10 protein-coding genes, 1 pseudogene and 1 riboswitch are annotated in these 12626 nt (G+C 69.8%); of the genes and pseudogenes, 7 read left to right on the top strand and 4 right to left on the bottom strand.

The annotated features are described in order from the left end of the window. Positions 1 to 40: 40 nt before the first annotated feature. A complete protein-coding gene (locus tag DNK52_RS03500; RefSeq protein ID WP_110239537.1) occupies positions 41 to 817 on the top strand; it encodes an isoprenyl transferase in 777 nt (258 codons plus the stop codon). Positions 818 to 1098: 281 nt separating this feature from the next. After that, positions 1099 to 2445 (top strand): PhoH family protein, encoded by a 1347-nt coding sequence (locus DNK52_RS03495; RefSeq protein ID WP_420812331.1) that lies wholly within the window; start codon positions 1099 to 1101, stop codon positions 2443 to 2445. Between the two features lie 85 nt (positions 2446 to 2530). On the opposite strand, the gene DNK52_RS03490 is transcribed toward DNK52_RS03495, so the two are convergent. Next, positions 2531 to 2953: a universal stress protein gene (locus tag DNK52_RS03490; protein ID WP_110239533.1), complete on the bottom strand. Its 423-nt coding sequence runs from the start codon at positions 2951 to 2953 to the stop codon at positions 2531 to 2533. Between the two features lie 300 nt (positions 2954 to 3253). On the opposite strand from DNK52_RS03490, the gene DNK52_RS03485 reads away from it, so the two are divergent. Then, positions 3254 to 3913: an aggregation-promoting factor C-terminal-like domain-containing protein gene (locus DNK52_RS03485; protein WP_204163350.1), complete on the top strand. Its 660-nt coding sequence runs from the start codon at positions 3254 to 3256 to the stop codon at positions 3911 to 3913. Here DNK52_RS03485 and DNK52_RS03480 read toward each other — a convergent pair. Continuing rightward, a complete protein-coding gene (locus DNK52_RS03480; protein WP_110239530.1) occupies positions 3910 to 5358 on the bottom strand; it encodes an acyl-CoA synthetase in 1449 nt (482 codons plus the stop codon). The two genes, DNK52_RS03485 and DNK52_RS03480, sit on opposite strands and share 4 nt — an antisense overlap. Before the next feature lie 84 nt (positions 5359 to 5442). After that, the gene (locus DNK52_RS03475; RefSeq protein ID WP_110239527.1) at positions 5443 to 6834 is read right to left on the bottom strand and encodes a class II fumarate hydratase; all 1392 of its coding nucleotides are present in this window, start codon (positions 6832 to 6834) and stop codon (positions 5443 to 5445) included. Between the two features lie 139 nt (positions 6835 to 6973). Between DNK52_RS03475 and DNK52_RS15950 the strand changes: the two genes are divergently transcribed. Both DNK52_RS15950 and DNK52_RS03465 read left to right on the top strand, forming a co-directional pair. Further along, positions 6974 to 7765, top strand: coding sequence for a cobalamin B12-binding domain-containing protein (locus DNK52_RS15950; protein WP_162598583.1), 792 nt, complete (start codon positions 6974 to 6976; stop codon positions 7763 to 7765). Between the two features lie 170 nt (positions 7766 to 7935). Beyond that, positions 7936 to 8859: a hypothetical protein gene (locus tag DNK52_RS03465; RefSeq protein ID WP_110239525.1), complete on the top strand. Its 924-nt coding sequence runs from the start codon at positions 7936 to 7938 to the stop codon at positions 8857 to 8859. Positions 8860 to 8969: 110 nt separating this feature from the next. On the opposite strand, the gene DNK52_RS03460 is transcribed toward DNK52_RS03465, so the two are convergent. Beyond that, a complete protein-coding gene (locus DNK52_RS03460) occupies positions 8970 to 10691 on the bottom strand; it encodes a fumarate hydratase (protein WP_110239523.1) in 1722 nt (573 codons plus the stop codon). An 89-nt stretch (positions 10692 to 10780) separates the two neighbouring features. After that, positions 10781 to 10890: riboswitch (TPP riboswitch) on the top strand. Between DNK52_RS03460 and DNK52_RS03455 the strand changes: the two genes are divergently transcribed. Together DNK52_RS03455 and DNK52_RS03450 are read left to right on the top strand one after the other, a co-directional pair. Next, on the top strand, positions 10889 to 11521 hold the full coding sequence (locus DNK52_RS03455) for a thiamine phosphate synthase (protein ID WP_110239521.1): 633 nt from the start codon (positions 10889 to 10891) through the stop codon (positions 11519 to 11521). (Overlaps the previous riboswitch by 2 nt.) Before the next feature lie 109 nt (positions 11522 to 11630). After that, a pseudogene (locus DNK52_RS03450) lies at positions 11631 to 12530 on the top strand (FAD-dependent oxidoreductase); the annotation flags it as partial. Between the last annotated feature and the right edge of the window lie 96 nt (positions 12531 to 12626).

Here is a 12626-nt window from a genome sequence, read left to right as displayed (position 1 = left end):
CACCCGAACTGGTGAAGAAGAACCTCGGTAGCATCCCCCCATGGCCAAGTGGACGGACGTAGCGCGCCGCGCGCTCTATCCGGCGTACGAGTCCCGGCTGGCGCGGTCGCTGCCGCCGCATCGTGTACCGAAGCACATCGGGGTGATGCTCGACGGCAACCGGCGTTGGGCCAGGGCCGTGGGCGCGGAGACCTCGCAGGGTTACCAGGCGGGCGCCGACAACATCCAACCCTTCCTGGGGTGGTGCGAGGAGATCGGCGTCGAGGTGGTGACGCTGTGGCTGCTCTCGACCGACAACCTGAATCGTCCCGCCAGCGAACTCGAAGGGCTCCTCACGGTCATCGAGGGGGCGGTGGAGTCGCTGGCTGCCACCGGCCGTTGGCGCGTCCACCCGGTGGGTGCGCTGGACCTGCTGCCGGACTCCACGCGGGCCAAGCTGAAGGCGGCCGGTGACGAGACCCGGCTGGTGGACGGGCTGCTGGTCAACATCGCCGTCGGCTACGGCGGGCGACGCGAGATCGCCGACGCGGTGCGCTCGCTGCTCCAGGAGCAGCACGCGGCCGGCGCGACGCTCGAGGAACTCGCCGAGACCATCGACGTCGAGCACATCGCCGAGCACCTCTACACCAAGGGCCAGCCCGACCCCGACCTGGTGATCCGGACCTCCGGTGAGCAGCGCCTGGGAGGTTTCCTGCTCTGGCAGAGCGCCCACAGCGAGTTCTACTTCTGCGAGGCCCTGTGGCCGGACTTCCGTCGAGTCGACTTCTTGCGGGCCCTGCGCGCCTACACGGAGCGCAACCGCCGGTTCGGCACCTGACACACAAATTTAACGGCTCCTTCACCGTCGCGCTTCGGTGTGTCGCCGGGTTGGTGCGGCCCGGCGGCGTACGTTCTCTGCATTGGCGAGTGGGGAAGCTCGCCGAAGCCAGGAGGCCCGCTCGTGAGCAGTCACGACTTCGCAGGACACCGTGAGGAGGGCAGCGCCTGCTGTCCTCCCCGCCCGGTGTCCGGGAGGGGTCGGCACTCCGGCCCCAGGGTTCTCGTCTGGCCCGACATGATCTAGGGCCGGGCGAGGGTGCGCGCGCTGTCCTGTTGAGGGTGAATCCAGTGGCCGCGAACTCTGCTGAGCAGACCGACTCCGTTGCAGTCTCCTGTCGTACCTACGTCCTCGACACCAGCGTCCTGCTGGCTGATCCGGGGGCCTTCCGACGCTTCGCCGAGCATGAGGTGGTGCTCCCGATCGTCGTGATCACCGAGCTCGAACAGAAGCGTGACCACCCCGAGCTCGGCTACTTCGCCCGCTCCGCGTTGCGCGGGCTCGACGAGCTGCGGATCGCCCACGGTCGCCTCGACGAGCCGATCCCGGTGACCGACGACGGCGGCACGCTGCGGGTGGAGCTCAACCACACCGATCCGAGCACCCTGCCTTCGGGCTTCCGGTTGGGGGACAACGACACCCGGATCCTCGCGGTGGCCCGCAACCTCGCGGACGAAGGTGCCGCCGTCACGCTGGTCTCCAAGGACATGCCGCTGAGGATCAAGGCGTCCGCGGTCGGTCTCGACGCGCAGGAGTACCGCGCCGAGGGGGTCAGCGCCGAGGCCAGCGGTTGGACCGGCATGGCGGAGCTCGAGGTCGCGGCCGCGGCGGTGGACGAGTTGTACGAGGACGGGGTCGCCGACCTGGACGAGGCGCGGGGGTTGCCCTGCCACACCGGTCTGGTCTTGGTCTCCGACCGGGGGACCGCGCTGGGCCGCGTCGGACCCGACAAGCAGGTGCACCTCGTACGCGGTGACACGGACGCCTTCGGGGTGCACGGTCGTTCCGCGGAGCAGCGGATCGCACTCGAGATGTTGCTCGACCCGGAGATCGGAATCGTCTCCCTGGGGGGCCGGGCCGGGACGGGCAAGTCGGCGATGGCGCTGACCGCCGGACTCGAGGCCGTCATGGAACGGCGCCAGCACAAGAAGGTCGTGGTCTTCCGTCCCCTTTTCGCGGTCGGCGGTCAGGAGCTCGGCTACCTGCCCGGCAGCGAGAACGAGAAGATGGCGCCCTGGGGGCAGGCGGTCTTCGACACGCTCGGTTCGCTGGTCTCCCCACACCTCGTCGACGAGGTCGTGCACCGAGGGATGCTCGAGGTGTTGCCGCTGACGCACATTCGTGGGCGCTCCCTGCACGACGCCTTCGTGATCGTCGACGAGGCCCAGTCACTGGAGCGCAACGTGCTGCTCACGGTGCTCTCACGGATCGGGGCCAATTCCAAGGTGGTGCTCACCCACGACGTCGCCCAGCGCGACAACCTGCGGGTGGGGCGCCACGACGGCGTGGTGGCAGTGGTGGAGAAGCTCAAGGGTCACCCGCTCTTCGCCCACGTCACGCTGACCCGTTCGGAGCGTTCGCCGATCGCGGCGCTGGTGACGTCGATGCTCGAGGAGGTCCAACTCTGAGGTTGCTCAGGGTCACGCTTTGACCAACGACGCAGGAGGCGTCCGGACCCACGGGGACCGGACGCCTTCTGTGCGTGGGTGGTGATCAGTCGTGCGTGTGCACGATGTAGATGTCACACGGAGCCTTGGCCGCGACCTCGCTGGCGATGCTGCCGAGCAGCCGCCCGAGACCCTTCACACGCTTGTTGCCGACCACGATGAGTGAGGCTTCGAGCTCCTCGGCCGCCTTCACCAGGGTCTCTGCGGGCTTGTGGCCGGCGACGGCGCGGCTCACGACCTTCAGGGTGGGGAAGTTGAGTTGGAGCGACGCGGCGGAGTCGGCGCTGATCCGTTCCGCCGCCAGGGACGGGTCGAAGTCGCTGTCGCGCCCACCCTTGTCCTGACCCGGTCCGAAGACCGAGATGACGTACAGAGTTGCGTCGAAGGCGTTGGCCACCCGGGCGGCGGTGGCCGCGGCCTCCTGGGCCGGGTTGCTGCCGTCGACTCCGGTGATGACGATCTGGGTCATGGGTTCCTCGTCGTTGGGATCGGTCTGGCTGGGTGCTGCTCCAGACGCTAGCCCTCGTCACCGGGTGCCGCTGCCGGTCGATCATGATCTGTGACTGGAGTGATCAGAGTGGTCAAAGTTATACCTGATCAAGGAGGGTTGTCGAAGCGTGCCGAAAGTTGGGTGAATCCGGCCATTCGGTTTGCATGACCCAGCGCCAGACTGCATGGTGGTGAGGATCCCGATCCGAGCCGCACCGGACCGGGATCAGCATGTGCCCGACCACCGACATGCCCGCCACCGACACGCACCCCGAGAGCTGTGACGAAACCCGACAAGTACGTCCCCAAGCACCGAGCGCCTGGCGCTCACAAGCGCAAGAGGGACCCCTGGGGGACTCTCAGGGCGTCAGCGCGCTCCTCGGTCGCACTCACCGGCATCGCAGCCATGGCCACGGCCGGAGTGGTCGGGGTCGGCGTCCTCACCGGTGGTGAGGACGAGACCGCTCTCACGGCCAGTGGTGCCACCACGGACGTCAGCGCGGCCACCGCCGAGCGGCTCGCCGAGCGCGGCGAGACCGTTTCGCGCAGTGACCGACGTCAGGCGAAGGACCCGGCGAAGGCCGCGGCCCTCTCGACCGCGGTGGGCGTCGTCACCGCCCACTCGCGCGAGGTCTCCCTGGAGGACCCGCGCGGCATCGCCCGCGCGCTCCTGCCCGACTTCGGGTTCGCGGACTCGCAGTTCAACTGCCTCGACCTGCTCTGGATCCGGGAGTCCAACTGGCGCTGGAACGCCGACAACCCGAGCTCGTCGGCGTACGGCATCCCCCAGGCCCTGCCCGGCTCGAAGATGTCGACCGCCGGCGCTGACTGGGAGAGCAACCCCGAGACACAGATCAAGTGGGGCCTGGGTTACATCAAGAACCGCTACGGCAACCCGTGCGCGGCCTGGGACCACAGCCAGCGCGTCGGCTGGTACTAGTCGAGCAGACGCTTCTTCTGGACCTTGCCCATCTCGTTGCGGGGCAGTGAGTCGACGAAGCGGAACTCCCGCGGACGCTTGTGCCCGGACAGTTCGGTGCCGACGTACGCACTCAGTTCACCAGCCAGGGCATCGTCACCCCGGTGACCGGGACGGGCCACGACGTGGGCGACGATGCGCTGGCCCAGGTCGGCGTCGGGTTCGCCGACCACCGCAACCTCGGCGACCGCCGGGTGGCCCAGCAGCGTCGACTCGATCTCGCCGGCGCCGATCCGGTACCCGGCTGACTTGATCAGGTCGACCGACTCGCGTCCCACGATCCTGATCCGGCCGTCGACCGCGACCACCGCCACGTCACCGGTGACGAACCAGCCGTCGTCGGTCCAGGACTCCGACGTGGCGTCCGGGCGGTTGAGGTAGCCGCTGAAGAGCGTGGCGCCACGGACCTCCAGACGTCCCACGCTCTCGCCGTCGCGAGGGACCGTCGCGCCCTGCTCGTCGCGCAACCTCGCTTCGACCCCGGCGACCGGGACGCCCACCCAACCCGCCTGACGCACGCCGTCGGCGCGGGTGGCGACGGTGATCAACGACTCGCTCATGCCGTACCGCTCGGCGACCTCGTGACCCGTGAGCTCCTTGAGCCGGGCGAAGACGGGGACCGGCAGCGCTGCGCTTCCGGAGACCAGCAGTCGGGCGCTGCGCAGGGCAGCGGCGTGCTCGGGGGCCTCGGCGATCCGGGACCAGATGGTGGGGACGGCGAAGAACATCGTCGCGCCGGCGTCGGCTGCAGCGGCGTACGCCTCGGGGGTCCCCGCGCCGGTGTGCAGGAGGCTGCCACCGACCCGCAACGGACCCAGGACACCCAGGATCAGCCCGTGCACGTGGAAGAGCGGCAACCCGTGGGCGAGCACGTCGTCGGCACTCCACTGCCAGGCGTCGATGAGGGCGTCGAGCCCCGCGACCACCGCGCGACGCGACTGCAGGACGCCCTTCGGGAGACCGGTGGTGCCGGAGGTGTACATGACGAAGGCGATGGACTCCGGATCGATCGGATCGGTGCCGTGCGCCCGGGTCACCGCGGCGCGCGCCGCGACGTCGACCGCGATCAGCGGCAGGGGCGCCTGCCCAGCCGGCTCATTCGGCCCATTCGGCTCCGACGGGGCCTGGGCGAGCCAGGCGTCGGGCGCGCTGTCGGTCAGCATGTGCGCGAGTTCCCTGTGCCCCGAGTCGGGCGGCACCGGGACGACCTCGACCCCGGCGAGCAGGGCGCCGACCACGCCCACCACGGTCTCCAGGGTGGGGACGGCGAGCACGGCGACGCGCGTACGCCCCTCGAGCTGGTGAGCCACGACGCTCGCCGCAGCCAGCAGGTCAGGGTGGTTGAGACGGCGGCCGGCGACCTCCACGAATCGGGTCGGATCGGCGGAGAGGAGACCGGTGAGCATGGTCGTCAGGATAGGAGGCTCCGTGCACAGGCGGGACACCTGACCCATGGGCCGGTCGAGCGTGCGCCGCGTTCCGGGGCATGCTCAGGTGTGGGTCATCGACTCCACGTCGAGGGCCGCGTCCATCTGCTCCTCGGTGACCTCGCCACGCTCCACGAATCCCATCGCGATGACGGTCTCGCGGATGGTGGCCCCGTCGGCGAGCGCCTTCTTGGCGACCTTGGAGGCGGCTTCATAGCCGATGTACTTGTTTAGCGGCGTGACCACCGACGGGGACGACTCGGCGTAGCGGCGCATCCGGTCGGCGTCCGCGGTGATGCCGTCGACGCAACGCTCGGCCAGCAGCGTGGAAGTGGTGCTGAGGATCCGGATCGACTCCAGCACGTTGCGAGCCATCACCGGCATCATCACGTTGAGCTCGAAGTTGCCCGCAGCCCCACCCCAGGCCACCGCAGCGTCGTTGCCGACGACCTGGGCGCAGACCATCAGGGTCGCCTCGGGCAGGACCGGGTTGACCTTGCCCGGCATGATGCTGGAGCCCGGCTGCAGGTCCGGCAGGTGGATCTCGGCCAGACCCGTGGTCGGCCCCGAGGACATCCAGCGCAGGTCGTTGCAGATCTTCGTCAGCCCGACGGCGTACGTGCGCAGCACGCCGGAGAGCTCGACCAAGGAGTCGCGGGTGCCCTGGGCCTCGAAGTGGTTGCGAGCCTCGGTGAACGGCTGACCGGTGAGGTCGGCGATCACCTCGATGACCCGGGCCGAGAAGCCGGGCGGGGTGTTGATCCCAGTCCCGACGGCGGTGCCGCCGAGCGGCAGTTCGCGTACGCGCGGAAGGACCGACTCGAGGCGTTCGGCGGCCAGGCGCACGGTGGCGGCGTACCCCCCGAACTCCTGGCCGAGCATCACCGGAGTGGCGTCCATCAGGTGCGTACGCCCCGACTTCACGACGCCGGCGAACTCGTCGGCCTTGCGCTCCAACGAGGAGGCCAGCACGTCGAGGGAGGGGAGCAGGTCCTCGACGACCGCCAACGTCGCGGCGACGTGGATCGAGGTGGGGAAGGTGTCGTTGGACGACTGCGAGGCGTTGACGTGGTCGTTGGGGTGGACCTGGCTCTCGTCGCCGGTGCCGGTGCTGGCCAGGGAGGCGATGACCTCGTTGGCGTTCATGTTGGAGCTGGTGCCCGAGCCCGTCTGGAACACGTCGAGCGGGAAGTGGTCGCCGTGCTCACCGGCCGCGATCGCGGCGGCGGCCTGTTCGATCGCCGCCGCGCGCTCGACTGAGACGACCTCGAGCTCGCCGTTGATCCGGGCGGCGGCCTGCTTGACGAGCCCGAGGGCCCGGATGTGGCGCGGTTCCAGGCTGGTGCCCGAGATCGGGAAGTTCTCGACCGCGCGCTGGGTCTGGGCACGCCACAGGGCGTCGGCGGGCACCTGGACCTCGCCCATGGAGTCATGTTCGGTGCGGTATTCGGTCATGGAGAGACGGTACCCGGCAGGCCGTCGGGGTCAACGCCGTGCGAACTGGCGCAAGGGGGTCGATGACCAGAGTGCCGCTAAACTCTGGCTTCGCGCATGTGGGGCAGGGGGCCCCGGCCGGACAGAAGGACGGGACACCATGGCCGACTCATTGGCCGACGCCGACCAGCAGGTGACGGGCTTCGACGCCGACACGGCCCAGCGCCTGGGCGACATGGCCGCCCTGGTCTCCTCGGGAGTGCCGCCACAGGCGGCGGCGCTGCGGGTCCGGGTGCGCGACGAGGGTGTGGAGGCGGAACGTATGGAGGCGACGCTCGGCGACGTGGATGCGCTGGCCAGGGCCGCGGTCGGGTTCGACGTCGACGAGCTCAACCGGGTGCTGGAGGAGAACTTCGCCCTGGGCACCCTCGACGAGGTCGTCGACGGTTGGCTGCTCCCCGCCCTGCACCGGTTGGGTGTGGCCTGGGCCGACGGAAGGGTGAGCGTCGCCGAGGAGCACTTCGTCTCCGCCTCGGTGCAACGGCGCCTCGCCCGCGCCTATGACGAGACGCCGCGACCGAGCGAGGGGCCGCAGGTCCTGATCGGGCTCGCGTCGGGGTCGCGTCACGAGTTGGGGGTGCTGGCCTTCGCCACCGCACTGCGCCAGCGTGGTGTGGACACCGTCTACCTCGGTGGCGATGTGCCGGTGGCCGCCTGGGTCGAGGCAGTGCAGCAGCGCCATCCTGATGGAGTGGTGATAGCAGTGCCGGGCCGCGAGGACGTCGTGGGCAGCCGGGAGTTGGTCGCCGCCCTCGCGGAGGTCGCCCCTGACCTCTCGGTCATGGTCGGCGGCAGCCAGCAGGACCTGATCACCGACCACGTCACCCGGCTCGGGCACCAGATGGTCGCCGCGGCGGACCGTCTGGCGGGTGCCCTGCTGGCCAAGCTCTGAGGCGAGTTCAGACTCAGAAGGCAGGCAGGTAACCCGAGGTTCCGCGCAACGTGTGACGTTCCGGTCGTTCAACCAACCCGATCGTCACACGTCTCGCCGGGCCAGGAAGTTCTCCACAGGCCAGCCGCGACCGGACGACAGCGGCGCAACTATCCGGCCAACCTTGGCGCATGACCAGTCACGCGTTCGCAGCTTCGGGCCTGGCCGCAGATCAGGGGGGCGTGGTGTCGCTCGAGCAACTGCGGTCCTACGGAGTCACCCGGTCCCAGATCCGGGCCCAGGTCGAGGCGCTGAGGTGGAGGCGGGTCCACAGCCAGGTGGTGGCGATGCACACCGGCCCGCTCAGCGAGCAGGGGACCTGGTGGGCGGCCGTGCTGGAGGGCGGGCCCCGTGCACACCTCGACGGCGCATCTGCACTCCTGGCCGAGGGACTGACCGGGTTCACGACCTCGGTGGTCCGGGTCTCGGTGCCTCCTGAGTCGAGAGCACGGCGAGCCGAGGGGGTGGACATCCGGCGGACGCGTCGCCACGACGCGGAGGCCGTCGTACGTCGAGGTGTGCCCCGGGTACGCGCTGACGTTGCCGCGGTCAACGCCGCACTCTGGGCGGTGAGTGACCGGCAGGCAGTCCTGCTGGCGACCATGGCCGTGCAGCAGCGCCTGACGACTCCCGAACGCGTCGGTGCGGCGCTGCTCCGCGTACGACGGGACCGGCGCCGCGCCCTGCTGCATGCCTGTGTGCTGGACCTCCTCGGTGGGGTGCGGTCACTGGGCGAGGCTGACTTCGCCCGTGAGTGCCGCCGTCGCGGTCTGCCGGAGCCGACTCGCCAGTCCGTGCGCCGTGGCCCCCACGGTGCCTGGTACCTCGACGTCCACTGGGAGGACTGGGGAGTCGTGGTGGAGATCGACGGCATCCAGCACGGCTGGGCGTCAGAGGTGGTGGGGGACGCCCTGAGACAGAACGCGATCACGTTGGCCTCGGACGTCGTCCTGCGACTGCCGTTGCTGGGTCTGCGTGTGGCGCCGGAGGAGTTCTTCGCCCAGATCCGCCAGGCACTCGTCGAGCGTGGATGCCCGCTGCGGCACGTTGCCTGAGACCCCACGACGCCCGACAACCACGACGCGCTTCACAACGTGTGACGACCCGGTTCCCCAGGCGACCGAGTCGTCACACGTTCCGACGAAGTGCGGAACGAGGTGTGAGGTCAGCTCTCCTTCGAGCGCACCCGGATACCGGTCCCGACCAGCGAGCTGAGCGGCACGGTCACCGCGCCGGAGGGGTCGGTGAAGAAGTCGTTGCCCTTGTCGTCCACGACGATGAAGGCGGGGAAGTCCTCGACCTCGATCTTCCAGACGGCCTCCATCCCGAGCTCTGGGTACTCGATGACTTCCTGGCTCCTGATGCAGTCCTGGGCCAGTCGGGCGGCCGGACCACCGATCGAGCCGAGGTAGAAGCCACCGTGGCTCCCGCAGGCGTCGGTGACCTGCTTCGAGCGGTTGCCCTTGGCCAGCATCACCATGGAGCCGCCGGCTGCCTGGAACTGCTCGACGTAGGAGTCCATCCGGCCCGCCGTGGTCGGGCCGAACGAACCGGACGCCATGCCCTCGGGCGTCTTCGCCGGGCCCGCGTAGTAGACGGGGTGGTTCTTCAGGTAGTCCGGCATCTCCTCGCCGGCGTCGAGACGCTCCTTGATCTTGGCGTGAGCGATGTCGCGAGCCACGACCAGCGGGCCGCTCAGCGAAAGACGCGTCTTGACGGGGTGCTTGCTCAGCTCGGCCAGGATCTCGGCCATCGGCTGGTTGAGGTCGATCTTCACGACCTCCCCACCAGCGATGTCCTCGGCAACACCGGCGTCTGGCATGTACTGCGCCGGATCGGTCTCCAGTTGCTCGAGGAAGACACCCTCGGCGGTGATCTTGCCGAGCGCCTGGCGGTCTGCCGAGCAGGAGACGGCGATCGCAACCGGCAGGGAGGCTCCGTGGCGGGGGAGGCGTACGACCCGGACGTCGTGGCAGAAGTACTTGCCGCCGAACTGTGCGCCGATGCCGAAGGACTGGGTCAGTTTGAAGACCTCCTCCTCGAGCTCGAGGTCCCTGAACCCGTGCGCGCTCATCGAGCCCTCGGTGGGGAGGTTGTCGAGGTAGTGCGCTGAGGCGTACTTGGCGGTCTTCAGCGCGAACTCACCGCTCGTGCCACCGATCACGACGGCGAGGTGGTACGGGGGGCACGCGGCGGTGCCGAGGCTGCGGATCTTCTCGTCGAGGAACTTCAGCATCGAGTCCTTGTTGAGGATCGCCTTGGTCTCCTGGAAGAGGAACGACTTGTTGGCCGAGCCGCCGCCCTTGGCCATGAAGAGGAACTTGTACTCAGGCTTGCCGGAGTCCTGCGGCGTCGAGTAGATCTCGATCTGCGCCGGGAGGTTGGAGCCGGTGTTCTTCTCCTCGTACGTCGTGATCGGCGCGAGCTGGGAGTAGCGCAGGTTGAGCTGGGTGTACGCGTCGTAGACGCCCTGGCTGACCGCCACGCCGTCGTCGATGCCGGTGATCACGCCCTCGGACTTCTTGCCCATCACGATGGCGGTGCCGGTGTCCTGGCACATCGGGAGCACGCCACCGGCGGAGATGTTGACGTTCTTGAGCAGGTCGAGAGCCACGAAGCGGTCGTTGCCGGAGGCCTCGGGGTCGTCGATGATCTTGCGCAACTGGGCCAGGTGGGCCGGGCGCAGGTAGTGGCTGATGTCGTGCATCGCCTCGCGCGTCAACGTGCGGATCGCCTCGGCGGAGACGTTGAGGAGGGTCATCGACGTGCCGTCGGCCCGGGGGACCTCGACAGCGCTCACTCCCTCGGTGGTGACGAGTCGGTAAGGAGTGTCGTCCTTGCCGATGGGGAGGAGGTCGGAGTATCGGAAGTCAGGGCCAGTGCTCACGAGCGGCCAGTCTACGCCGCGGGGCCCCGACCTCCGGCCGCGGGCCGACGGGCTCTGGACACCTGCGCCTGAGGTCCGCTAGCGTCGTCGGCGTCCACCACGGGAGCCTGCGGCAGCGGGCTGAGAGGGAGCTGAGCCGCTCCGACCGTTGAACCTGATCCGGATCATGCCGGCGAAGGAAGCGTTCAGGAGTTGTTGTGTTGTCCCGTGTTGCCCTGCCCGACCTCGCGTCCTCGAGAGTCGTCCCGCGCCTCTTCTGCCTCGTCTCACCCGACGACGACCTCTCCCTGCTGTCCGACCTGGCCCGCGCCGGCGTCGACGGCTTCCAGGTCCGCGCCAAGCAGCGACCGGACGGTGAACTCCTCGCGCTCGCGGAGCTCGTGGTCCGGGCAGTGCGGCCCTTCGGCGCCGTCGTCGTGGTGAACGACCGGGTCGACGTCGCCCTGGCCGCCGGCGCCGACGGCGTCCATCTGGGGGCCGATGACCTGCCCGTCGCGCACGTTCGCAGGATCGCTCCTGCTCTGCTCGTCGGCGCCACCTGTCGGGACCGGCGCGCCGTCGAGGAGGCCGCGGCCGCGGGGGCCTCGTACGCCGGCTTCGGACCGGTCTGGGCGAGTACCAGCAAGGCGGGCCTGCCCGCGCCGCTGGGTCCTGCCGCGATCGGTGGGGCCGCCGGGGTGCTGCCCCTGGTCGCGATCGGCGGGGTGAGCGCGGGTCGCGCGAGGCAAGCATGTGATGCCGGCGCGCACGGGGTGGCCGTGATCGCCGGGATATGGGGCGCTCGAGATCCTGTGACGTCGGCGAAGGAGCTCGTGGCAGCGATCGGGTGAGCCCGTGACAACTCCAGTGGCAACTCCGACGACTTCCGTGACAACTCCAGTGACAACTCCGGCGACGTCCAATCCGAGGATGCCTCGGGCGGTGCTGCAGGTCACGGTCCTGGGCGCCGGCATCATCGGGTTGACCTGCGCCGACGAGCTGCGTCGCCGGGGCCACCGGGTGCGGGTGCTGGACCCGCACCCCGGGGCCGGGGCCTCGTACGCGGCGGCCGGGATGCTCGCGCCCGACGCGGAGAGTTGGCACGGGGAGCGCGAGCTGTTCGAGTTGGGCCGCGAGTCCGTCGCGTACTGGTCAGCGCTCGCGGAGCGACTGGGAATCGGCCTGCATCGCCGGGGCACCCTGCTCGTGGGCCACGACGCGGCCGACCTGCAGGCAGCCACGCGTCAGGCCGATCTGCTCGCTCATCTCGGAGTGCCCCCACGACGTCTCGGCCGAGATGCCCTGCGTGCGCTGGAGCCAGGACTTGGTCGGGTCGCGGGAGGCTACCTCCTCACCGACGACCTGTCGGTGGATCCGCGCGCCGCGGTGGCGGCCCTGCGCTCGCGCCTCGCCGACGTGCTGGAACCGGTCGCCGGGGACCTCGGAGATGCGACGAGGGCCGAGGCGGACGCAGTGGTGGTCGCCACCGGCGCCGAACTCCCCGTCCCCTTCACCCACCTCGTACGTCGGGTGCGCGGCGAGACCGTCCGGGTGCGCTGCGAGGACCCACCTGCCCACGTGGTCCGAGGGGAGGTGCGTGGCCAACCGGTCTACCTCGTGCCCCGAGATGACGGCGAGGTCGTCATCGGCGCCACCTCGGAGGAGCACGACGCCGCCGCGGTCGCGACCTTGGGAGGAGTGGCCCGCTTGCTGGACGCGGCCCGCCCGCTGTGGCCCGGACTCGACCGGGCCTCCTGGTTGCAGGTCGTCGCCCGGGACCGCCCCGGCACCCACGACAACCGGCCCCTGGTGGGCCCGACCCACCTGCCGGGGGTGCTGCTGGCGGCAGGACATCACCGCCACGGCGTGCTCCTGGCACCCCTCACTGCCCGCGTGATCGCCGACCACCTCGAGGGCGGCGCCCTGATCGATGCCTGGGACCCCAGGCGGTTCGAC

The organism is Nocardioides gilvus (genome assembly GCF_003194605.1).
In the GTDB taxonomy this organism is placed as follows: Bacteria; Actinomycetota; Actinomycetes; order Propionibacteriales; family Nocardioidaceae; genus Nocardioides; species Nocardioides gilvus.
The sequence above is the reverse complement of the archived record's forward strand: the minus strand, read 5'-3'. Positions and strand labels throughout refer to the sequence as shown.

Coding starts and splice junctions, on each gene's coding strand:
- DNK52_RS03500 (WP_110239537.1), top strand. CDS start 41: ATGGCCAAGTGGACGGACGTAGCGCGCCGCGCGCTCTATCCGGCGTAC.
- DNK52_RS15950 (WP_162598583.1), top strand. CDS start 6,974: ATGGCCGACTCATTGGCCGACGCCGACCAGCAGGTGACGGGCTTCGAC.
- DNK52_RS03465 (WP_110239525.1), top strand. CDS start 7,936: ATGACCAGTCACGCGTTCGCAGCTTCGGGCCTGGCCGCAGATCAGGGG.
- DNK52_RS03490 (WP_110239533.1), bottom strand. CDS start 2,953: ATGACCCAGATCGTCATCACCGGAGTCGACGGCAGCAACCCGGCCCAG.
- DNK52_RS03475 (WP_110239527.1), bottom strand. CDS start 6,834: ATGACCGAATACCGCACCGAACATGACTCCATGGGCGAGGTCCAGGTG.
- DNK52_RS03480 (WP_110239530.1), bottom strand. CDS start 5,358: ATGCTCACCGGTCTCCTCTCCGCCGATCCGACCCGATTCGTGGAGGTC.